The organism is Pseudonocardia sp. CA-107938 (assembly GCF_050936315.1).
GTDB lineage: Bacteria > Actinomycetota > Actinomycetes > Mycobacteriales > Pseudonocardiaceae > Pseudonocardia.
Window position 1 is genome coordinate 1,259,062 of sequence record NZ_JBNJNA010000002.1, and the last position, 20,568, is coordinate 1,279,629.

Annotated in this window: 20 protein-coding genes; 11 read left to right on the top strand and 9 right to left on the bottom strand. The window is 74.6% G+C overall.

Annotation, left to right across the window (positions count from 1 at the left end; all coding sequences use genetic code 11):
* The first annotated feature begins 93 nt into the window (after window positions 1–93).
* From ACQEVB_RS38955 to ppsA, 4 genes are read left to right on the top strand one after another with little or no spacing between them, the layout of a single operon-like run.
* Window positions 94–615 carry a flavodoxin gene (locus tag ACQEVB_RS38955; RefSeq protein WP_432984329.1) on the top strand — a complete coding sequence of 174 codons (522 nt, stop codon included), beginning with the start codon at window positions 94–96 and terminating at the stop codon, window positions 613–615.
* Complete coding sequence (locus ACQEVB_RS38960) at window positions 612–2,030, top strand: DUF4389 domain-containing protein (RefSeq protein ID WP_432984332.1); 1,419 nt, start codon at window positions 612–614, stop codon at window positions 2,028–2,030. The genes ACQEVB_RS38955 and ACQEVB_RS38960 overlap by 4 nt, the downstream gene beginning before the upstream one ends.
* Window positions 2,027–2,920, top strand: coding sequence for a universal stress protein (locus ACQEVB_RS38965; protein WP_432984335.1), 894 nt, complete (start codon window positions 2,027–2,029; stop codon window positions 2,918–2,920). Before ACQEVB_RS38960 ends, ACQEVB_RS38965 begins: the two co-directional genes overlap by 4 nt.
* A complete protein-coding gene (gene ppsA / locus ACQEVB_RS38970; protein ID WP_432984338.1) occupies window positions 2,917–5,226 on the top strand; it encodes a phosphoenolpyruvate synthase in 2,310 nt (769 codons plus the stop codon). The genes ACQEVB_RS38965 and ppsA overlap by 4 nt, the downstream gene beginning before the upstream one ends.
* Window positions 5,227–5,312: 86 nt before the next feature.
* Here ppsA and ACQEVB_RS38975 read toward each other — a convergent pair whose 3' ends face one another.
* The 5 genes from ACQEVB_RS38975 to ACQEVB_RS38995 form a co-directional block, all read right to left on the bottom strand.
* Window positions 5,313–5,477 (bottom strand): CBS domain-containing protein, encoded by a 165-nt coding sequence (locus tag ACQEVB_RS38975; protein WP_432984341.1) that lies wholly within the window; start codon window positions 5,475–5,477, stop codon window positions 5,313–5,315.
* Window positions 5,478–5,645: 168 nt separating this feature from the next.
* On the bottom strand, window positions 5,646–6,641 hold the full coding sequence (locus ACQEVB_RS38980; protein WP_432984344.1) for an Acg family FMN-binding oxidoreductase: 996 nt from the start codon (window positions 6,639–6,641) through the stop codon (window positions 5,646–5,648).
* Window positions 6,638–7,495 (bottom strand): universal stress protein, encoded by an 858-nt coding sequence (locus ACQEVB_RS38985; RefSeq protein WP_432984347.1) that lies wholly within the window; start codon window positions 7,493–7,495, stop codon window positions 6,638–6,640. The genes ACQEVB_RS38980 and ACQEVB_RS38985 overlap by 4 nt, the downstream gene beginning before the upstream one ends.
* A gap of 115 nt (window positions 7,496–7,610) precedes the next feature.
* On the bottom strand, window positions 7,611–9,083 hold the full coding sequence (locus tag ACQEVB_RS38990) for an AAA family ATPase (protein ID WP_432984350.1): 1,473 nt from the start codon (window positions 9,081–9,083) through the stop codon (window positions 7,611–7,613).
* Window positions 9,080–9,976 (bottom strand): universal stress protein, encoded by an 897-nt coding sequence (locus tag ACQEVB_RS38995; protein ID WP_432984353.1) that lies wholly within the window; start codon window positions 9,974–9,976, stop codon window positions 9,080–9,082. The genes ACQEVB_RS38990 and ACQEVB_RS38995 overlap by 4 nt, the downstream gene beginning before the upstream one ends.
* A gap of 263 nt (window positions 9,977–10,239) precedes the next feature.
* Here ACQEVB_RS38995 and ACQEVB_RS39000 point away from each other — a divergent pair, with 263 nt between their 5' ends.
* From ACQEVB_RS39000 to ACQEVB_RS39010, 3 genes are all read left to right on the top strand, one after another.
* A complete protein-coding gene (locus ACQEVB_RS39000) occupies window positions 10,240–10,704 on the top strand; it encodes a CBS domain-containing protein (protein ID WP_432984356.1) in 465 nt (154 codons plus the stop codon).
* 115 nt (window positions 10,705–10,819) lie between these two features.
* Window positions 10,820–11,326: a universal stress protein gene (locus ACQEVB_RS39005; RefSeq protein WP_432984359.1), complete on the top strand. Its 507-nt coding sequence runs from the start codon at window positions 10,820–10,822 to the stop codon at window positions 11,324–11,326.
* 9 nt (window positions 11,327–11,335) lie between these two features.
* On the top strand, window positions 11,336–12,025 hold the full coding sequence (locus ACQEVB_RS39010) for a CBS domain-containing protein (protein ID WP_432984362.1): 690 nt from the start codon (window positions 11,336–11,338) through the stop codon (window positions 12,023–12,025).
* 143 nt (window positions 12,026–12,168) lie between these two features.
* On the opposite strand, the gene ACQEVB_RS39015 is transcribed toward ACQEVB_RS39010, so the two are convergent.
* Genes ACQEVB_RS39015 through ACQEVB_RS39025 form a run of 3 tightly spaced genes read right to left on the bottom strand, consistent with a single transcriptional unit; the run spans window position 12,169 to window position 13,815 of the window.
* Complete coding sequence (locus ACQEVB_RS39015; RefSeq protein ID WP_432984365.1) at window positions 12,169–12,354, bottom strand: hypothetical protein; 186 nt, start codon at window positions 12,352–12,354, stop codon at window positions 12,169–12,171.
* Window positions 12,351–12,800 carry a hypothetical protein gene (locus ACQEVB_RS39020; RefSeq protein ID WP_432984368.1) on the bottom strand — a complete coding sequence of 150 codons (450 nt, stop codon included), beginning with the start codon at window positions 12,798–12,800 and terminating at the stop codon, window positions 12,351–12,353. Before ACQEVB_RS39020 ends, ACQEVB_RS39015 begins: the two co-directional genes overlap by 4 nt.
* 43 nt (window positions 12,801–12,843) lie before the next feature.
* On the bottom strand, window positions 12,844–13,815 hold the full coding sequence (locus ACQEVB_RS39025) for an Acg family FMN-binding oxidoreductase (RefSeq protein WP_432984371.1): 972 nt from the start codon (window positions 13,813–13,815) through the stop codon (window positions 12,844–12,846).
* A 183-nt stretch (window positions 13,816–13,998) separates the two neighbouring features.
* Between ACQEVB_RS39025 and ACQEVB_RS39030 the strand changes: the two genes are divergently transcribed.
* The 4 genes from ACQEVB_RS39030 to ACQEVB_RS39045 all read left to right on the top strand — a co-directional run bounded on the left by ACQEVB_RS39030 (window position 13,999) and on the right by ACQEVB_RS39045 (window position 17,425).
* Window positions 13,999–14,274 carry a DUF1918 domain-containing protein gene (locus ACQEVB_RS39030; RefSeq protein ID WP_432984374.1) on the top strand — a complete coding sequence of 92 codons (276 nt, stop codon included), beginning with the start codon at window positions 13,999–14,001 and terminating at the stop codon, window positions 14,272–14,274.
* Window positions 14,275–14,386: 112 nt separating this feature from the next.
* A complete protein-coding gene (locus ACQEVB_RS39035) occupies window positions 14,387–15,079 on the top strand; it encodes a CBS domain-containing protein (protein ID WP_432984377.1) in 693 nt (230 codons plus the stop codon).
* A gap of 66 nt (window positions 15,080–15,145) precedes the next feature.
* Complete coding sequence (locus tag ACQEVB_RS39040; RefSeq protein WP_432984380.1) at window positions 15,146–16,150, top strand: zinc-dependent alcohol dehydrogenase family protein; 1,005 nt, start codon at window positions 15,146–15,148, stop codon at window positions 16,148–16,150.
* 138 nt (window positions 16,151–16,288) lie between these two features.
* Window positions 16,289–17,425 (top strand): anion permease, encoded by a 1,137-nt coding sequence (locus tag ACQEVB_RS39045; RefSeq protein WP_432984383.1) that lies wholly within the window; start codon window positions 16,289–16,291, stop codon window positions 17,423–17,425.
* A gap of 466 nt (window positions 17,426–17,891) precedes the next feature.
* Here ACQEVB_RS39045 and ACQEVB_RS39050 read toward each other — a convergent pair whose 3' ends face one another.
* A complete protein-coding gene (locus ACQEVB_RS39050; protein WP_432984386.1) occupies window positions 17,892–20,540 on the bottom strand; it encodes a cation-translocating P-type ATPase in 2,649 nt (882 codons plus the stop codon).
* Between the last annotated feature and the right edge of the window lie 28 nt (window positions 20,541–20,568).

A 20,568-nucleotide genomic window follows, 5' to 3' on the forward strand; every position in this document is an offset into this window, starting at 1 on the left:
CGGCATTGGTCCCGCCGGTGACGGTGCGCCGGACCCTGGGCCGACCGCGGGCGCGCGACGACGCTGCTGGAGCAGACCTGTCGAGGAGGAACCGTGAAGGCACTCGTCGTGGTGGAGTCGGTGTTCGGGAACACCAGGCAGATCGCCGATGCCGTCGCGAACGGGATCGGGCGGCACATGGACGTGCAGGTCGTCGACGTGCGCGATGCACCGGCGGTCGTGGACGGCGTCGACCTGCTCGTCGTCGGTGGTCCCACGCACGCGTTCGGCATGACCAGGGCCGAGACGCGACGGGCGGCGGCCGAGCAGTCCGGGGGCACCGTCACCGCCGATGCGGTGGGACTGCGCGAGTGGCTCGTGACCCTGCACGTGGTCGGCGCCGCGGGGGCGACGTTCGACACCCGGATGGACCGGCTGCGGCTGCCCGGCTCGGCGGCGAAGGCCGCGGGTCGGGCGCTGCGCCGGCGCGGGGTGCAGCTGGTCGCCCGACCGCAGACCTTCCGGGTCGTCGGCACCCGCGGTCCGCTCCGCGAGGGCGAGCTCGCCCGCGCCGAGGCGTGGGGCGCCCAGCTGGCCGTCCAGCTCACGCCCGCCCGGCCAGGAGCGGACGCATGACCAGCGCTGTCGGCAGCGTCCGGGTCGGCGCTCGCCTGGACACCCCGCTGAGCCGCTGGCTGTGGCTGGTGAAGTGGGTCCTGGTGATCCCGCACGCCATGGTGCTGGTGCTGCTCTGGGCCGGCTTCCTGGTGCTCAGCGTGGTCGCGCTGGTCGCGATCCTCGTGACGGGTCACTACCCGCGCCGGATCTTCTCCTACACACTCGGCGTCCTGCGCTGGACGTGGCGCGTCGCCTTCTACACCACCGCTGCGTTCGGCACGGATCGCTACCCGCCGTTCTCGCTGGGGGAGTGCCCCGACTATCCGGCGACGCTCGACATCGCCTACCCCGACCACCTCTCCCGCGGGCTGGTGCTGGTCAAGTGGTGGCTGCTCGCGCTACCGCACTACATCGTGCTCGCGTTCCTGCTCGGCGGCGGGTACGTGGCGTCCAGGTCGGACGCAGCCGCCGGCGCAGGCCTGATCGGGCTGCTCGCCCTGTTCGCCGTGATCGCGCTGCTGTTCACCGGTCGCTACCCGCGCGGCCTGTTCGACCTGGTGCTCGGCCTGGACCGCTGGGTGCTGCGCGTCGGTGCCTACGTGGCGCTGATGACCGACGAGTACCCGCCGTTCCGGCTCGACCTGGGCGGTGCGGAACCCGCGGCGCTCGACATCGGCGCGCCACCGCCCGCGCCGGACGAGCTCGGCACCGGTGCGCAGTCCGCTACCGGAAGCGGTCCGTGGACGGCCGGTCGGGTGGTGTCCGTGGTGCTCGGCAGCGTGTTGGTGCTGTCCGGCCTGGGCGCACTCGCCGGCGGTGCGGCACTGCTCGGCGCCGACACCTTCGGCGGCGACACCGCGGGATACGTCACCTCGCCGGACTTCCGGGCGACCGGAACCGGGTACGCCCTCGTCGCCGAGCCGCTGCGGCTCGGCCGCGCCACCGGCGCCGCCCCGTCGGACCTGCTGGGCGAGATCCGCATCCGCGCCGCCGGCACGAACCCGGCCGGTGTCTTCATCGGCATCGGCCCGGCCGCCGCCGTGGATCGCGCGCTCGGCGGCGTCGCGCACGACGACCTCGTCGTGCCCGGGGACAGGGGTCGTCCCGCGCCCCGGCCGACCGCGGGCGGTGCTCCGTCCGGTGTGCCGGCACAGCTGATCGGCTGGACCGCGAGCGTCGCCGGCCCGGGGACCCAGGAGCTGCGCTGGACGCCGGTCGCGGGGGACTGGGCTGTCGTGGTGATGAACGCCGACGGGTCGCGGCCCGTCGTTGCGGACCTGTCCGTGGGGGCCACCGCGCCGGGGCTCCGGCCGCTGCGGGTCGCATTGCTCGTCGCAGGGGGATTCGCGCTCGCCGTGGGCGCGATCGTGGTCGCGGCTGCGCTCGTCGCCGCGGGATCCGGGCATGCCCGGGGCAGGGAGGATCGATCGTGAGGGCACAGCCGGGCAGCCGGGCGATCGTCGTCGGGGTCGACGGTTCGGACATCGCGCTCCGCGCCGTCCGGTGGGCGGCCCGGGAGGCGCGGAGGCGACGGGCACCGCTGCGGCTGGTGCTGGCCTTCACCCAGGTCGCGGACTACGTCGTCGGGCACCCGGCGCTCGGTCGGCGCACCTGGGACCTGCTGCTCGACCGGGCACGGCAGAGCCTGCGCGCAGCCGCGATCGCCGCACGCAGGGTCGAGCCGGCTGTCTCCGTGATGGAGGAGCTGGTCATCGGATTCCCGACCCAGGTGCTCGTCGACGAGTCCCGCGCAGCGACCCTGGTCGTGGTGGGGGAACAGGGCACAGGCGGGTTCACCGCAGCCCTCACCGGGTCGGTCGCGGTGTCGGTCGCCGCGCACGCCGCCTGCCCGGTCGTGGTCGTCCGCGGGCAGCAGGGCACGGACACCACCGGCCTGCCCGTCGTGGTCGGGATCGACGGCACACCGGTGAGCGAGGCTGCGCTCGCCTTCGCGTTCGATGCGGCCGACCGGTTGCGCGCGCCGCTCGTCGCCGTGCACACCTGTGCCGACCCCGCCGTCACCGTCGAACCGACATTCCACGACCGCGAGACGTTCGAGGCCGAGCGGGCACTGCTCGCCGAGCGCCTGGCAGGTTGGTCGGAGAAGTACCCGGACGTGCGGGTGCAGCGGGTCGTGACCACGGCCGAGCCGGCTCAGCAGCTGATCCAGCAGTCGCGCGTCGCGCAGCTCGTCGTCGTCGGATCCCGCGGGCACGGCGAGTTCGCCGGGCTCGTGCTCGGCTCGGTGAGCAACGTGGTGGTGCACCGCGCGGCGTGTCCCGTGGTCGTGGTCCGCCCCGAACCGGCGGAGGGACAGCGATGAGCGCCCCCACCGCAGACCGGACGGCGTCGCGGGTGCGCGGTCTGGACGCGATCCGCGTCGGAGACGCGCCGACGGTCGGCGGCAAGGCCGCAAACCTCGGAGAGCTGATCGCGGCCGGCTTCCCGGTGCCGCCCGGGTTCGTGCTGCCGGCCGACGCGTACCTCGACGCCATGGACGACGCCGGCATCCGTGGCGAGCTGCTCGCGCTGCACGACCGGGCGCTGGCCGCCGTCGGGGACATCGCGGCGCTGGACGCCCTCTGTGCCCGGGCCGCGTTGCTCGTCCGCACCGCCGGCGTGCCGCACCGGCTGGGTTCGGCGGTCCGCGCCGCCTACGCCGCGCTCGGCGGCGCCGGAGACGGGGACGCGTTCGTCGCTGTGCGGTCGTCGGCGGTCGGAGAGGACGGTGCCGACGACTCGTTCGCCGGGATGAACGCGACCTTCACCAACGTGCGCGGCGAGGCGGAGCTGATCCGGCGGGTCGTCGACTGCTGGGCCTCCGGGTTCGGCTCGCGCGTCGTGGCCTACCGGGCCGGGCGCGGATCGACCGCGGAGCCGGCCGTCGCGGTCGTCGTGCAGGTGATGGTGCCCTCCGAGCGCGCCGGGGTCGCGTTCACCGCCCACCCCGTGACCGGCCGCACCGACGTCGTGGTCGTCGAGGCCGCGCTCGGCCAGGGCGAGGTCGTCGTCAGCGGCTCGGTCCAGCCCGACACCTACGAGCTCTCCGCCGCGGCCGGCACCCCGCTGCGCAGCATGCGCATCGGCGACCAGACCCATCAGATCGTCCGCGGCCCGGACGGCGCTGACGTCACGGTCGACCTCGGTCCCGACCAGCGGCGGGCCCGCGTTCTCGACGACGCCCAGGTCGGCGCCGTCGCTCGGCTGGCACTGCAGGTGCAGGAGCACTACGGGGTACCGCAGGACGTGGAGTGGGCGCTGCAGGGCGGCACGCTGTGGCTGGTGCAGGCCCGCCCGATCACCACGCTGGGCAGGTCCGATCGCGCCCTCGTGGCCGGGCTCCCGGCCGCTCCGGGCCGCGCCGGCGGCGCCGTGCGCGTGCTGACCGCGCCCGAGCAGGGCGGGCAGCTGCGGGCGGGCGAGGTGCTCGTCGCGCCGATGACCAACCCCGACTGGCTGCCCACCATCCGCCGGGCAGCCGCGCTCGTCACGGATTCCGGCGGCACCACGTGCCACGCCGCGATCGTCGCGCGGGAGCTCAGGGTGCCGTGCGTCGTCGGCACGCACGACGCGACGACGGTCCTGCACGACGGCCAGGTGGTGACCGTCGACGGCAGCACCGGCGAGGTGACCGCCGGTGCCGTGCAGGCCACCACGGCACCGGTCACCACGACACCGGTCGCGCCCGCACCCGTCGCCGACCAACCGCTCGGCACGAAGCTCTACGTGAACCTGGCGATGCCCGAGCACGCCGCGGCCGTCGCCGCCGGCCCGGTGGACGGGGTCGGTCTCGTGCGCGCGGAGTTCATGCTCACCGAGGCGCTCGGCGGCCGGCACCCCAGGGAGGTCATCGCCCGGGGGGAGGAACAGCTGTTCGTGGACGCGATGTCGGCGTCACTGCTGCAGATCACCGAGGCCTTCGCGCCGCGGCCCGTCGTCTACCGGGCCACCGACCTGCGCAGCAACGAGTTCCGCGGCCTCACCGGCGGCGAGGCCCACGAGCCGGTCGAGCACAACCCGATGATCGGCTACCGCGGTGCGTTCCGGTACCTGCGCGAGCCCGACCTGTTCGCCCTGGAGCTGCGGGTGCTCGCGCAGGTGCGGGAACGCACCCCGAACCTGCACCTGATGATCCCGTTCGTGCGCACCCGGTGGGAGCTCGAGGCCTGCCTCGACCTCGTCGACGGAAGTGCGCTCGGCCATCACCGGGGCCTGCACCGCTGGGTCATGGCCGAGGTGCCCTCGGTCCTGCACCGGCTGCCCGAGTACGCGGCGATGGGCATCGACGGCGTCTCCATCGGCAGCAACGACCTGACCCAGCTCATCCTCGGCGTCGATCGCGACTCCGAGATCTGCGCGGAGCTCTACGACGAGACCGACGAGGCGGTGCTCGCCGCGATCCGCGACATCGTCGAGACGGCCACCCTGCTGGGCATCACGTCGTCGCTGTGCGGGCAGGCGCCGTCGGTCCACCCGGGATTCGTGGACCACCTCGTCGAGGACGGCATCACCTCGGTGTCGGTCAACCCCGATGCGGTCGCCGCTGCACGGGCTGCCCTCGCCTCGGCGGAGCAACGCCTGCTGCTGGACGCCGCGCGGGCCGAGCGGAAGGACGTGCGCCGGCCGTGAGGTGCGGCTGACAGCGCTGCTGAGCTGACCGCTGAGCTGACCGCTGAGCCGACTCCCGAGGCCGGCTGCACGTCACGACCCGTTCGTCACACCCCGGCCAGTACGGCGTCCAGCACGTCGCGCATCGAGACGATGCCGACGATCCGCCCGTCGCGCCGGATCGCGACGTGTCGCACCCCGGCCTCGATCATCTGCCGGCCCACGGTCGTGATCGTGTCAGCGACGTCCGCCGTGACGAGGTCCACCGACATCACCGCGGACCTGCTCGTGCTCCAGATCGGCGCCGACCGCGACCAGCGTCACGACGTCCCGCTCGGAGACGAGGCCGACGGGACCGGGTCCCGAAGCTTTCGGGAGTGCGGTGCGGCACAGGCAGGGATGGTCGGCGTTGTAGCCCCAGCACGTCGGACACATCGCGATCACGCTCCTCGATGGCCGGCGCGGACGTCGTCGAGGTAGTCGTCGACGGGGCGTCGGGGGGTCGATAGCAGGGTCGGCGTCGCCGCGCGCGGCCAGCCGACCCGCAGCACCATCTGCGGGTGGGCGTCGGTGTCGACGAGGACGCGTTCCGCGACCGCCATCCGGGTCGCGGGGTACTCGAGGACCTGGCTCAACGGTGCCGAGGCGAGGCCGAGCGTCGTGGCGCGCAGGAGGGCTGCGCTCGTCGCCTCGCCGGCACGCACGCGGCTGTGCGGGTCATCGGTGTGCGTGACCACCAGAAGCAGCGCGGCGCCGTCCGAGGGATCGGACGGCTGGTCGAGCGAGCCGGTGGGGAACCGCACCCCGCCCAGCACACCGGCCGGGTCGCGGGGCAGCGCGCTGGACGGGACGCCGTCGTCCTCGGCGAACGCGCCGCTCCACAGCTCGGCCTCGGACGTCGACTCGGGGTCACGCGCGGCCATCCGGCTGGCCCGCCCCATCGCGGAGATCAGTTCGTGGTGTGCGTGCGCGGAGGGCAGCGACACCAGCGTCGCGCCGGCGCCGGACACGGCGACCCGCAGCGCGTCTATGTCGGTGTCGGAGATCGGGCGGTCGGCGAAGCGGCGCCGATCGGTGTGCCGGCCGCTGATCGCACCGGCGAGCTCGGCGAGGCCCGCGTCTGCAGCACCGGGATAGAGGAACACCGTGGCGACGTGGTCGATGTCGGTGTGGTCGGGGAAGCGTTCCACGACGGTGCCCACGTCCAGCGCGGCGAGGGCGACCCGCAGGTGATGGAGCGCGGCACCGCAGCTGAGCAGCAGTCCCCGGCCGTCGGGGTCGGTGCCCGGGAGCTGGCGGGCCCGGTCGGCGTCGATCCGCACCGTCGGTCCGTCCCAACGCAGCCGCCAGGGCTGCGTGTTGTGCAGGGACGGCGCCCGGCCGGCCAGCTCGGCGGCGGCGCGGACGGTGCCGCGTCCGATGGTCCGCGTGGTCACCGCGCACCCTCCGCTTCGCTGATCGACGCAGGACTCGTCGCAGGACTCGGCGCGGCCACGAGCCGGGGCACGACCAGGACCGGGCACGGGCTGAGCCGGACGAGGTCCCGGCTGGTGGAACCGAGGACCGCCCTCGCCACGGCGCCGTGACTGTGCCTGCCGGTCACCACGAGCCGGGCGCGTGCGGTGGCACCGAGCAACACCGAGATCACGCTGCCGTGGTCGGTGCGGATCTCCACCGGGGTGCCGGGGTGGCGATCGCGCCACGGCTCGAGGCTGCGCTCGAGATGGGCGGCAGCAGCGTGGTCGCTCGTGGCGTGCACGACGATCAGACCGGTGCCGTGTCGCTCGGCATCGGCGAACGCGACGTCGATGGCCGACCGGTCCGTGACAGGGTCGGCGACCGCGAGCAGGACCGGTCGCGACGCCGAGTTCGCCTGCCGATGGCCGCGGACGACCGCGACCGCGCACGGCGCGGTCGCGGCGACCGTCGTCGCGACGGAGCCGATCAGCACGTCCGCGGCGTGTTCACTGATCATCCCGACGACCAGCAGTTCGGCATCGTCAGCGACGCCGGCCAGTGCGCGCGCCGGGGAGGCGTCGAGCACCCGGGTGCGGACAGGCACCCCCGGCACGTCGCGGCGGGCCACGGTGCGGGCCCGGCCGAGGATGCCATCGGCGTGCCTGCGGGCCGCCGGGGAGTCCGCGTACGGCGCTGCGTGCACGATCTGCAGCCCGGTGTCGCGCAGGCGGGCTTCCGTCGCTGCCCAGGTCACGGCCCGCAGAGCCGACATGGAGCCGTCGGTGCCGACGATCACTCTCGCCGGTGCGAGTGGTGGAGCGTCCTGGTCCATCGGGGTCTCCTCCCGGCGCGTCCTGGGTCGATCCTGCGGAATCCGCGCGCGAGCAGGCAGAGGCCCGTGCCCTGCGCCGCCGGGCCGGAAGGCCCGCGAAGCTCGGGCCCTGGAGTCATCCCGCGGGAACGCCGGTGCTGTGCGCGGCGTCCGGCACGTCGTAGGCGCGCAGAGCCTGCGCCAGCGCAGTCGCAGGGACACCGGAGGTGTCGACGACAACGGCCTGCGGCCAGGGGTCCGCGACGGCGGCCATCGCCGCGGCGATGGCCGGTGTCGCGTCGGAGGCGGTCGGGCCGCGGTCGGCGATGCGGCGCGCGGCGACGTCGGCTGACGCGCAGCAGCGCAGTGGCACGAACTCGCTGCCCGTACGCGCGGAGACGGCCGCCGCGGCGACCCGGTGCCGTGCGGCGATCCACGACGCGTCCAGCACGACCGATTCGCCGCGGCCGAGCAGGAGCTCCGCGCGGTGCAGGAGGTTCGCGTAGAGCTGCTCGGTGCGGTCCCGGGTGTAGATCCCGCCGGCGAATCCCGCTCCTGCAGGTGTTACCGGGTCGAGGCCGGCAGCCTCCTTGCGGATCCGGTCCGAGGAGATCACGACCGCGCCGCGCGCGTCGGCGAGCCCGCCGGCGACAGTGGTCTTGCCGGTCCCCGGCAGCCCACCGACCAGCACCAGCCGGACGGTTCCCACCCGCAGGTGATCCACGCTCAGTGCCGCGTACCGGCGCGCGGCGTCGGCGTCGGTCGCCGCTCCGGTCTGGTCGTGCCGCAGGCACGCGACCTTCGCGCGCACCAGCGCGCGGTAGGCGATGTAGTGGTGGCGCAACGCAGCCGGCGCCGGGTCGCCGGAGAACTCGGCGTAGGCGTCGAGGAAGTCGGCGCCCAGTTGCGGGCTGCCCAGCCGCTCGAGGTCCATCGCGAGGAACGCCACGTCGTCGAGGCCGTCGAGGTGGCGCAGCCGGTCGTCGAAGTCGAGGCAGTCCAGCGCGCGCGGACCGTCGTCGAGGCAGAAGACGTCGTCGGCGATGAGGTCGCCGTGCCCGTCGATCACCCGGCCGTCGGCGCACCGGCCGGCGAACAGGGCGGCGCGTCCATCGACGAAGCGCAGCGCGAGCCGGGCGATCTCGTCGACGTCCGCACCGTCCAGGACGGTGTCGCGGTAGGCGGCGAGCTCGGCGATGTTGGCCGTCCAGCGCGCCCGCAGCGCGGCTGCGCCACCGTCCACGGCGACCTCAGGCCCGCGGTGCGCGCGGGCATGGAAAGCCGCGACGAGCCGGGCTAGGTCGCGCAGCGCGGCGTCGACCGGGGCACCCTCGGTGACGAGCGTGGACAGGCGCCGGTCGGCAGGCATGCGCCGCATCACCAGCACGGCCTCGTCATCCCTGTCCGGGCCGGTGAAGGTGCCCAGTCCCAGGTAGACGTCGGGGGCGAGCCGTCGGTTGAGGTCGAGTTCGCGGCGCAGCGCGGCGCGGCGGTCGGCAGCGGTCGAGAAGTCGAGGAACGCGGTGCGGACCGCCTTCTTGGTCTTGTACGCGCGGTCGCCGACCAGCACGACCAACCCGACGTGCGTCTCGACCGCCTGCGCGTTCACCACAGTCGGGTCTGATCGTTCGTCGACGGCGAGAAGTCGGGCACCGTCCCGGTGAGGTGGTCGCCGGGCACGACCTCGACCGGAGCGGACGAGCGTCGCAGCACGTCCCGGCACGTCGATCCGAGGCGCACGCGCACCGGCGCCGAGCGGCCCCGGCTGCCGATGACGAGCAGCCGCGCGCCCCGCGCCGCGTCCAGCAGTGCCGTCGTCGGGTGCCCGGGGGATACCCGTGGGTGCACCTCGAGGTCGGGGTGGTGGTCCGCCAGCTCGTGCGCGAGGTCGTGGGTCGGCGCCCCGGCGGTGCCAGCGTGCAGCACGACCAGGGAGCAGCGGCGTCGCCGCGCAGCCTCGGCAGCGGCAGCCAGGATCGCGCCGACGAGCGGAGCACCAGGATCGGGGCTGTCGATGCCGGCCACGACCGGTAGGTCGTCGACCGCGGCTCGCGTGCGGCCCTGCACCACCACGACCGGGCACGGTGCGCTCTCCAGCACCCGCAGCCCGATCGACTCGGTGGGTTCAGCGTTCGGCCGGTCGGCGCCGCCGAGCACCAGCAGCCGGGCCCGCGCTGCCGCGCTGCCCAGCGCCGCCACCGGTGGTTCCGGCGCGCACCAGGTCGTGATGCGGAGCCCCGGCGCGCGGCGCCGCGCGAGGGCGGCGGCGGCCGCGAGCACCTCGCCGGCTCGTTCCCGGCCGGCGGCCGCTCCCAGCACGTAAGGCGCCGCGTGCAGGATGCTCAGCGGCAGCCCGCGCACGTGCGCCTCCGCCGTTGCCCAGCCGACGGCCCGCGACGCTGCGGCGGACCCGTCGACACCGACGACGATGCCCAGCGCGCCGGTGTCGTCGGTGTCGTCGAAGACGTCGCCGAAGACCTCGCCGAAGACCTCGCCGGTCACCGGTTGCTCCGGGGCCGACGGTTCACCGGCTGGGAGCCAGGGCCTGTCCTGGTGTCGTGCATGGGTGCTCCTTCGGTCCGCTCGCAGCCTGCGGGCGGGGTCGAGCGCGGGCCAGGGTCGGACGTCCGCGGTCGTCGGGTCGTCCGGTCCGCGTGAGTGGCGGAAGGGGTCCAACGGCTCTGGGGTGGTGATGCCGTCGCCCCTGACCGCAGTCGGCGCGGAGGCACACGCTCGGGCGACGCCGACAGGAGAAGGAGAAGGCGATGCGAGCACGTGATGTGATGACCCGCCCGGTGATCACGGTGGGACCGCGAACGCCGGTGCACGCCGCAGCCGCGCTGCTGGTCGCCCACGGTTTCGGCGGTGCGCCGGTGACGGACGCCGACGGCGCGCTCGTGGGGATCGTGACCGAGGCCGACCTCGTGCGGGGACGCATCCCCGCCGAAGGCAGGCCCGGCACCACCCCGCCGGAGACGACCGTCGCCGACGTCATGACCACGGCGCCGCTGACCGCCCGGTCCGCTGACGACCTGGCCGAGCTCGTCGCCACGATGCTCGAGACCCGCACCCGATCCGTGCCGATCGTCGACGACGGCGCGCTCGTCGGCATCATCACCCGCCGCGACGTACTGCGCTGCGTGGCCCGCCGCGAGCTGACCTCCGCCGATGTCGCGGCCCGTCGCGCAGACCTCGGAACCCACCGACGCGGATCCGCCGCCGGGGGATGACACAGGTCCACCGGCCGGTCCCTGGGGGACCTCAGGCCGTCGTCCATCGACCGGTTCTCGGGAAGGGTCGTGACCAGGCGACGCACGGGTGTCGCCGTGGCGGAGGGAACGGACGATGGACGAGCAGGGCACTGCGGACGGCGCCGTGGTCGTGGGGGTCGACGGTTCGCCGTCCTCCCGCGCCGCACTCGACCACGCGCTGCGCGAGGCCCGGCGGCGTGGCGCGCGCGTGCGGGTCGTCGCCGTGGCGCGGCTGCCGGAGTGCTGGGCGGGTGTGTACGGGCTGGGCGGGCTGCCGACACCGCGTGAGGTGGCCGAGGGCCTGCGCGCGAGCGTCACCGAGGAGGTCGCGGCCGCCGTTGCCGCAGCACCCGACCTCGGGTCGGTGCCCGTCACGATCGAGACCTTCAGCGGCGCGCCCGGTCCGGCGCTCGTCGAAGCGGCGGAGGGAGCCGACCTGCTCGTCCTCGGCCACCGAGGGCGCGGAGCTGTGCGCAGCTCGGTGATGGGCTCGGTCGGGCTGCACTGCGTGCTGCACGCGACGTGCCCGGTCACGATCGTCCGCGTCCCGGCGACCGCGCCGGCCGACGAGCCGGCCCTGGTCGCCGGCGTGACGGCGTAGGGGCCGGCGATGCGGCACGCGACCGTCGCCGACGTGATGTCCACCGACCTGGTCTGGGTGCGCCCCACCAGCTCGTTCGCGGAGGTGGCGCGGCTGCTGCACGACGCGGAGGTCCGGGCCGTGCCGGTGCTCGACGACGACCGGCACCTCCTGGGCGTCGTCTCCGAGGCCGATCTGCTGCCGACCGTCGACGCCGACGAGCGACCGCCGCACTGGTGGCGGCCGCGACGCGTCCGGCGCGACCACACACCCCGTGCGCGCGGTGCCGCGCCGACCGCGGCCGACCTGATGTCGACCGCCGTCGTGACGGCCGAACCGGACCTCGCCGTCGCGGCTGCCGCCCGCCGGATGCACGCCGAGGGCGTGCGCTGGATGCCGGTCGTCGACCCTGCCGGTCTGGTCGTCGGGGTGCTCGGCCGCTCCGACGTGCTCTCGCTGTTCCTGCGCGACGACGACGAGATCCGGCGGGAGATCGTCGAGGACGTGCTGGTCCGCATGGTCTTCGTGGATCCTGCGCGGGTGTCGGTCGACGTCCGGGGTGGCGTCGTCACGCTGACCGGGGAACTCGACACCGGAACGGAGGTCGAGCTGACGCAGCTGTTCACCGAGCGGGTGGACGGCGTCGTCGGCGTCGTCAACCGGCTCCACGCTGCGGTCGACGAGGGAGCTGCCCACTACGGGATCGATCCACTGCACTGATCCGGGCCGTCAGGTGCCGCACGGCAGGGGATCGGCGTGCAGGTCGACGCCGCGGCCGTGGATCCGCCACTTCCACGGCTGCCGGTGGACCGGCGGCGCCCGCAGGGCAACCGCGACCGCGGCGACCAGGTCGGTGTGGGTGATCAGCGGTCCGCGGTGGCAGCGGCGAGCGAGTCGCGGACCCGGACGATGAGGTCGCGGCGTTCGCGCAGTGCCCGGCGGAAGGCCGGGTTGTCGGTGCCGGCGATCTCGGTGGACAGGTCCCCCAGCCGGTCGGTCAACACCTCGCGCAAGGCCGCGGCGTCCTCGTCGCTCAGTTCGATCCTCATCGTCGGCCCTCCTCGTCGGTGGTGAACTCGGGTGCGGCGGCCGGGACGTCCGGGCGCGTGGTCGGGTCGGAGATGGCGGCGAGAAGGTCGTCCGGCCGCTCGACGGAGACGGCGAGGTCCCGCAGCCGTACCGGGACGCCGCACACCAGCGCGGGGCACGCGGGCTCGACGGTCAGGCGCAGCACGCCGCGGGACGACCCGTTGACGAGCCAGCGGCCATGCCAGCCGTGGACGCCCCAGGAGAGGACCGGCCCGCGGTGGGGTCGTACGTCACGGACGGCGGAACGGGGGATCCGGGCCCGGAACGCCCAGCCCATGCGGACCTCGATGACCTCCGCGTCGACGCGGACCCCGGACGCACGCGGGCCCATGCCCACTGCGGTCAGGAAGGGCCGCAGCGGTGCCGCGTAGCGGAGGCTGAACCGCGCATCGTCGGGAACGGGCATCGTCGTACCTCTCGTTCAGTCGCTCTCCCACCGCTCGAACGGGTCATCGCCGGATCCGTTCGATCATGTCCTCGAGAGGACGGCGCGGTGTCGGGGGCACCGGGCCCTGGGGCGCCCAGCCGACGCGCAGGATCACCTGAGGGGCCAGCCGTGCGCCGAGCAGTTCGTCGCGCAGGGCGCGGTAGGTCGATCCGACCTCCAACGGCTGGGTGAGCGGGCAGGTGGCCAGGCCGAGGTCGGTCGCGTGCAGCAGCATCGACGACAGGGCCTCGCCGGCGCGCAGCTGGGAGAGCGGATCGTCCGACGCCGTGCCCAGCACCAGCAGGACGGCTCCGTCGTGACCCGGTTCCTGCGTGATCGTTCCGGCGGGGAACGTCCTGGCCAGGCCGTCACCGGTGGACGCGTCCACCAGCAGGTTCGCGGCGGGGATCCCGTCGTCGCCGGTGAGGCGCCCGGTCCAGACGGTGGTCTCGGTCGTGTACTGGTCGAGGGCCTGCTGGCGCTCGGCTGCCGCCTGCATCGCGTCGATGAGTGCGGCGCGGCCGCCGGCCTCGTCGACCGGCCGGGCCACCACGCCCTCGGCGGCGGCGCGGGCGACGATCTCGTCGAGGAACGCGATGGGCACCGGCCAGTCGGTGTAGCGACGACGGTCGGTGCGCCTGCGGGTGATCATCGTGGCCGCGCGCAGCTCGGCGTCGGATGCCGGCCGTGCGCTCAGGCTGAGCGTCGCGAGGACATCCGGGTTGTCCGGGTCGGGCATCCGCTGGACGGAGGCGGCGACACCCGCGGCCGCGAGCGCTACGCGCAGGTGGTGCAGGGCGGCTCCGCAGGAGATGACGAGGTCCCGGCCCGGGGTGTCGGTGACCGGTAGCCAGCGGCGCAGGTCGGCGACGAGGTGCACCGTGCGGTGGTCGTAGCGCCACTTCCACGGCTGGCTGTTGTGCACCGACGGTGCACGGGATGCCAGCACCAGGGCGCTGCGGACGGTCATGGCGTCCACGTCGTGGTCGGTCATCGCGACAGCACCTCCGGATCCGGGTGGATGGCGCGAAGTCTGCGCGTCGTTGCGCGGTGCCCGGCAGCGCCGAGCGACCCGTGCGGGTCGGGCCGACCGGCCCCTGGGTGTGAGCCCGGCGCACGTACCGGACGAGCGGTCCGAGCGGAGATCGTGGGGGCGACCCGACGACGGAGGTACGACATGACCGCGCAGCGCGACCCCGACCCGGCCTCGGCCCCGACGGTGGGCGGACCGGGTGACTGGCTGGTCGTCCCCGGACCGCTGCACCAGCACGAGTGGCGTTGGGGCCGCATCCGGGAGGCGATCTTCGACGGCAGCGGCCAGGTCCGCTACGTCGTGCGGTGGCTGAACGACGACAGCGACTCGCTGGTCGTTCCGCCGCCCGGGTCGCGGGTCGAACGGGCGAGCCGCTGGAGCCACCCCGGCGGGGACGCCATCGGCGTCTGGCCGCGGTGAGGGGCCCGGGCATGATCGACGACCGACCGGTCCTGGTGGGGATCGACGGTTCCGACGCCGATGCGGCCGAGCCCGTCGCGACGTCGGTCCCGGCGAACGCGTAGGGGTGGCCGTGCACCACGTCGTCGTCTCCGACGTCATGACGTCCGCCGTCGTCTCGGTCCGGCCGCAGGACTCGTTCGCCGAGGTGGCCCGAGTGCTGAGCGCAGCCGCCGTGCGCGCGGTGCCGGTCCTGTCGGACGCGGGCACGCTGCTGGGAGTGGTGTCGGAGGCGGACCTCATGTCCGCCGCGGCCCGCCCGGCCGGTACCGAGCCGCGTCCGTGGTGGCGTCCGCGGCACATCCACCTGCGCCTGCCTGCCCACCCGGCCGATGCCACCACCGCCGAGCAGCTGATGAGCACCTCGGTGGAGACGGTCCGTCCATGGACGCGCGTCGCCGAGGCCGCGCGGCGGATGCGGGCCTCCTCGATCAGCTGGATGCCCGTCACCGAGCCCGACGGGCGGGTCGTCGGGGTGCTCAGTCGCTCCGACGTCCTCAGGGTGTTCCTGCGCGACGACGCGGAGATCCGCGCCGAGATCGAACGCGACGTGCTGCGCCGGGCGCTCCGGGCCGACCCGGGGCAGGTCCGCGTCGACGTGACCGAGGGTGTGGTCACCCTCACCGGCGAGCTCGGCACGCATTCAGCGGTCGAGATCGCCCGGCACCTCGTCCGAGGGATGGACGGCGTGGTCGCCATCGTGGACCACCTGCGGTTCCGGGTCGACGACCGACGGACCGACGTCCACGTCGGGCCCTTCCGCTGACCGCCTGCGTGCTGCCGGGGCCGTACGCCCCTGGCCAGGATCTGCCGTCCCGGCGAGTCTGGGCGGATGCGCGCATGGGTGGTCGACGCTCCGGGTCCGATGGATGGCCGACCGCTGCGTGCCGTCGAGCGCGAACGGCCACAGCCAGGAGCAGGAGAGGTGCTGGTCCGGGTCCGGGCCTGCGGGGTGTGCCGCACGGATCTGCACCTCGCCGAAGGCGATCTCCGCCCGCGCCACCCGGCCACTGTGCCGGGCCACGAGGTCGTCGGGGAGGTCACGCAACGGGGGCCGGGTGCGCGCCGCTTCGCGCTCGGGGACCGGGTCGGCATCGCCTGGTTGCGCGGCACGTGCGGGAGCTGCCGTTGGTGCAGAACGGGGCGGGAGAACCTGTGCGCCGAGGCGACGTTCACCGGCTGGGACACCGACGGGGGCTACGCCGAGTACGCGGTGGTCCCGGAGGCGTTCGCGTACCGGCTGCCCGACGGGCTGGACGACGTCACCGCTGCGCCGTTGCTGTGCGCCGGCATCGTCGGTTACCGCGCGCTGCGGCGGGCAGAGCTCCCGCCGGGCGGTCGGCTGGGCATCTACGGCTACGGTGCGTCCGCGCACCTCGTGGCGCAGGTCGCGGCGGCGCAGGGCGCGACCGTCCACGTCATGACCCGGTCGGTCGCCGCGCGGGAGCTGGCCCTGTCCCTCGGCGCGGCATCGGCCGGTCCGGCGGACGCGGCACCTCCTGAGCTCCTCGACGCCGCGGTGCTGTTCGCTCCGGTCGGCGAACTGGTGCCGGTGGCGATGCGGGCCCTCGACCGCGGCGGCACCCTCGCCGTCGCGGGCATCCACCTCAGCGACGTCCCCGTGCTGCGCTACGGCGAGGAGCTCTTCCTCGAGAAGCAGCTGCGCAGCGTCACGGCCAACACGCGCGCCGACGGCGAGGAGTTCCTGCGGCTCGCCGCCGCACTGGCGATCCGCCCGCACGTGACCGCGCGACCGTTGGCCGAAGCCGATCGGGTGCTCGCCGATCTCGCCGCCGACCGGATCACGGGAGCCGCCGTGCTCGTCGCGGAGGAGTAGGGAGCAGGCCGTCCGGACACCCGACGCGGGTCCGACGCCTCTGCCCGACGGCTGCGCGTGCCGGCGATCCTCGACGCCGGGAGCTGCGCCGCTGCAGACCGGGCGCTCGCCGGTCGACGTCGGCGGGGGAGGCCTCGGATGGACGTGTCCATGGTGGTGGCGCTGGTCGTGGTGACCGCGCTGGCGTTCGACTACACCAACGGCTTCCACGACACGGCCAACGCGATGGCGGCCTCGATCTCGACCGGCGCGCTGCGCCCCAGGACAGCGGTCGCGATCGCCGCGGTGCTGAACCTGGCGGGTGCGTTCTGGTCGGTGAAGGTCGCGAAGACGATCTCCGGGGGACTCGTCGACGACACGGTCGTCACCCCGCAGGTGATCCTGGCCGGGTTGGTCGGGGCCATCCTCTGGAACCTGCTGACCTGGTTGCTCGGCATGCCGTCGAGCTCGTCGCACGCGCTGTTCGGCGGGCTGATCGGCGCGGTCTGGACAGCTGCCGGGGCGGACGCGGTCCGGTTCGGCGCGCTCGCGGGGAAGGTGCTGCTGCCGGCGGCCGTCTCGCCGCTGCTGGCCGGAACGCTGGCCGCCGCCCTCACCCTCATCGCCTACCGGGGCGCCGTGCGTCCCCCTGCCGGCCGCCGGTATCGGGTGGGGCAGATCGTCGCGGCGTCGATGCTGTCGCTGGCACACGGAACCAACGACGCGCAGAAGACGATGGGGGTGATCACGTTGACGTTGATCACCGCCGGCCTGCTCGCTCCCGGGTCGGCGCCGCCGGTCTGGGTGATCGCCGCGGCTGCGGTCGCGATCGCGGCGGGAACGTACTCCGGCGGCTGGCGGATCATCCACACTCTGGGTCACCGGGTCAGCTCGATCGAACCGCCGCAGGGCTTCTCCGCCGACGCGACCAGCGCCACGGTGATCCTCACCTCGACCTGGCTCGGCCTCCCCCTCTCGACGACCCAGGTGTGCAGCGGGTCCATCGTCGGAGCGGCCGCCGGACGTCGGACGGGCGGCGTGCGGTGGGGGATCGCCGGGCGCATGGTGCTGTCCTGGGCGCTGACGCTGCCCGCCGCCGCCGCGGTCGGGGCGGGGGCCGCCCGGCTCGCGTTCCTCGTCGGGCCCTGGGCGGTGGTCGGTGCGGGGGCGTTGCTGGTCGGGGTCGTCGTCGCGTGGTCGCGCCGCAGGCCGGTGACGGCTGCCTCCGTCGGCCCGGCCAAGGTCACGACCCTCCCGGCGCCACCCGCGGAACCGCCGGGCCGCCTCGCGGCGTGACGGGCCGCGTGTCCCGCAGGGTCGGGCCGATCGTCCCTGTTCCTGGCCGACGTCCGCGCTGCACACTCCGCCCGGTCGGATGCCCCGAGCAGAAGAGGCCGATGATGCGTGCTGGCCGACCGTTCCAGATCGCCGTCGAACCCGCGTCGGACGGCGTCGCCGAGGTGCGCGTGGCCGGTGATCTGACGGCCGAGTCCGGGTTGCGGCTCCTCCGGCTGCTCGACGAGCTGGTGGGCCGGGCCGCACGACGGGGTGGGATCACGCACCTCCTCGTCGACGTGGCGAACGTCCGGTCGTTCGAGCCCTCGGGGGGTGCGGCTGCTGCGCCACGCGCGTATCAGCGGCGCCCGGGCAGGCATGGAACTGCTCCTGACCGGCGTCGACGGCCACCGCGCTGCGCTGCCGTACGCGGTCGCCGAGGTGCTGGCCGAGTTCCGCACGGTCGACAGCGTCGACGATCCGCTCCTCACGTCTTGACCGGGCCGAGCGGACGCACGGTGCGACGGCGCTTGACCGCAGCGTCCACCAGCAGGACGGCGGGCACCGCAAGAGCAGCGAGCGCCCAGCCCAGAGCTGTCGGCACCGACTGCCCGAGCACCGCCGCGACCGGCGGGACGGCGAGGAACACGGCCAGCACGGCCAGCTCCACCGCCACTGCGACCGCCAGCAACCGGTTGCCGCGCAACGTCCAGCGACCGACCGGGCGACTCTCGCTGCGGCAGGCCGCGGCGTTGGCGAGCTGGCCGAGCACCACGGTGGTGAAGGCCGTGCCCGAGGCCGCGGCGAGCAGCGCGGGCGAGGCGTCGGCACCCCACGTCCACCCCCCGGCGTACAGGACGGCCAGGTAGGCGCCCAGCTGGACCAGCGCCTCGGTCGGGCCGAGGACGCCGAAAGCTCGGCCCAGCACGCGCCGGTCGACGAGGCTGCCGGTGCGCGCCGGCCCCTGCAGCACCGTCGCCGACGGGGGTTCGGCGCCGAGCGCCAGCGCGGGGAGCAGGTCGGTGCCGATGTCGATGGCCAGGATCTGCAGCACACCGAGCGCGAGCGGCACCCCGCCACCGCTCAGCCCCCACACCAGGAACGGCGCGAGCTCGGCGACGTTGTCGGTCAGGTGGTAGGTGAGGAACCGCCGGATGTTGGCGAAGGTGGCGCGGCCGTGCCGGATCGCGGTCACGATGGTGGCGAAGTGGTCGTCCAGCAGCACCAGATCGGCGGCCTCCCGGGCCACGTCGGTGCCCGTCGCGCCCATCGCGATGCCGATGTCGGCCTCGCGCAGCGCGGGACCGTCGTTGACGCCGTCGCCGGTCATCGCCACCACGTGCCCGCGCGCCCGCAGTGCCCGGGCGATGCGCAGCTTGTCCTCGGGCGTCGCCCTCGCCACGACGGTGCCGTCGACGTCGACGAGCGCACCGAGTGCGGTGTTGTCCGAGGGCAGGTCGGCCGCCACGACGACCCGGCTTCCGGCCGTCGTCAACCCGACCTGGTCGGCGATCGCCCGAGCCGTCAGGGGGTGGTCCCCGGTGATCATCATCAGGTGCACCTGGGCGCCGCGGCAGGCGGCGATCGCCTCGGCCACGCCGGCCCGCGGCGGGTCGTGCAGCCCTACCAGGCCCAGCAGCTCCGGCCGTGCCTCGACCCGGTCGATGGCGTCGTCGGGTGTCGTACCGGACGGGAGCGGCCCGGCGGCGACGGCGAGCACCCGCAGGCCGGCCGTCGCCATGCGATGCACCTCCTCCTCCGCGCCGGGCGCACGGCACAGCCGCAGGACGGTCTCGGGTGCGCCGGTGATCACCACGGTGGCCTGCCGTGGCGGCCCCAGGACCACGGTGGTGCGCCGGCGGTCGGGATCGAACGCGGCTCGGCGCAGTTCGGGCCGGTTCTCCTCGTCGAGCTCGACGTCGATCCCGCAGCGCATCGCGAGGACGTGGAGTGCGACCTCCATCGGATCCCCGACCGGGCCCCAGCCGTTCGGCCGCTGCACCGCACGTCCCGTGGCGCAGCGGACGGCGGCACGGGCGAGGTCGTCGACGGCGCCACGGACGGCGCCACGGACGGCGACCGGGTCGGCGCCGCCGGGCCGGACGGTTCCGGCCGGCTGGTAGCCGATCCCCTGGACCGCGGCCGGACCCGCCGGTGTCCACACCTGCGCGACCGCCATCTCCCCGGCGGTCACGGTGCCCGTCTTGTCGGTGCAGATGACCGTGGTGGAACCCAGCGTCTCCACCGCCTCGAGCCGACGGACGAGCGCGTGCTCCCCGGCCATCGTGTGCGCGGCCCTGGCCAGTGAGAGCGTGACGGTCGGCAGCAGCCCCTCGGGCACGAGCGCGACCGTCACGCCGACGGCCAGGAGGAAGCCCTGGGTCAGGTCCATCCCCAGCAGCAGCGCGATCACGAAGAACACGGCACCTACGGCGACTGCCGCCACCGCCACGACTCGCACGACCTGGTTCAAGCGCACGGCGAGCGGGCCGGGCGGGCGCGTGCCCTGCCGGGTGAGGGCCGCGATGCGCGCCAGCCGGGTTGCGGCACCCGTCGCAGCGACGACCGCCTGCGCCGTGCCCTGCACGACGAACGTGCCGGCGAACGCCGTCGCCCCTGGCGGCGGATGGACCGGCACGCTCTCCCCGGTCAGCATCGACTCGTCCACCGTCAGCCCGTCGACCTGCGCCACGTCGAGGTCGGCGCAGATGCGGTCGCCGCCCTCCAGGAGGACGAGGTCGCCGCGCACCAGCTCGGCGGCCGGGATGTCCTGCCGGTGGCCACCGCGCAGCACGGTGGCGTGCTGGGGGAGCAGGGACTGCAACCGCTGGCCGGCCCGATCGGCCCGGTACTCCTGCACGAAGGCGAAGAGGCCGTTGATCACGACGACGACGGCGATGGCGATGGCGAGCTGGGGCATGCCGCCGAGCCACGCGAGACCGGCCGCGACCCACAGCATCAGCGCGAAGAAGTGCGTGAGCTGGTGCAGCACCAGCAACAACGGCGACGGCGGGCGGCGCACCGGCAGCACGTTCGGCCCGTCCGCGGCGAGGCGGCGCGCGGCCTCCGCGACCGAGAGGCCGGCCTGCGCGGTCGGCGCTCGGCTCGGCGTGCGTGCCGGCGGGACGTCCGGCATGGGTTCCTCCTCGGCACGACGGGAAAGG

Excerpts from the sequence above, each read along its gene's own strand:
- ACQEVB_RS38975 (WP_432984341.1), bottom strand. The coding sequence starts at position 5,477 with ATGTCGGTGGACCTCGTCACGGCGGACGTCGCTGACACGATCACGACC.
- ACQEVB_RS39025 (WP_432984371.1), bottom strand. The coding sequence starts at position 13,815 with ATGACCGACCACGACGTGGACGCCATGACCGTCCGCAGCGCCCTGGTG.
- ACQEVB_RS39020 (WP_432984368.1), bottom strand. The coding sequence starts at position 12,800 with ATGCCCGTTCCCGACGATGCGCGGTTCAGCCTCCGCTACGCGGCACCG.
- ACQEVB_RS39010 (WP_432984362.1), top strand. The coding sequence starts at position 11,336 with ATGCGGCACGCGACCGTCGCCGACGTGATGTCCACCGACCTGGTCTGG.
- ACQEVB_RS38985 (WP_432984347.1), bottom strand. The coding sequence starts at position 7,495 with ATGGACCAGGACGCTCCACCACTCGCACCGGCGAGAGTGATCGTCGGC.
- ACQEVB_RS39015 (WP_432984365.1), bottom strand. The coding sequence starts at position 12,354 with ATGAGGATCGAACTGAGCGACGAGGACGCCGCGGCCTTGCGCGAGGTG.
- ACQEVB_RS38960 (WP_432984332.1), top strand. The coding sequence starts at position 612 with ATGACCAGCGCTGTCGGCAGCGTCCGGGTCGGCGCTCGCCTGGACACC.
- ppsA (WP_432984338.1), top strand. The coding sequence starts at position 2,917 with ATGAGCGCCCCCACCGCAGACCGGACGGCGTCGCGGGTGCGCGGTCTG.
- ACQEVB_RS39045 (WP_432984383.1), top strand. The coding sequence starts at position 16,289 with ATGGACGTGTCCATGGTGGTGGCGCTGGTCGTGGTGACCGCGCTGGCG.
- ACQEVB_RS39000 (WP_432984356.1), top strand. The coding sequence starts at position 10,240 with ATGCGAGCACGTGATGTGATGACCCGCCCGGTGATCACGGTGGGACCG.
- ACQEVB_RS39050 (WP_432984386.1), bottom strand. The coding sequence starts at position 20,540 with ATGCCGGACGTCCCGCCGGCACGCACGCCGAGCCGAGCGCCGACCGCG.
- ACQEVB_RS39040 (WP_432984380.1), top strand. The coding sequence starts at position 15,146 with ATGCGCGCATGGGTGGTCGACGCTCCGGGTCCGATGGATGGCCGACCG.
- ACQEVB_RS39005 (WP_432984359.1), top strand. The coding sequence starts at position 10,820 with ATGGACGAGCAGGGCACTGCGGACGGCGCCGTGGTCGTGGGGGTCGAC.
- ACQEVB_RS39030 (WP_432984374.1), top strand. The coding sequence starts at position 13,999 with ATGACCGCGCAGCGCGACCCCGACCCGGCCTCGGCCCCGACGGTGGGC.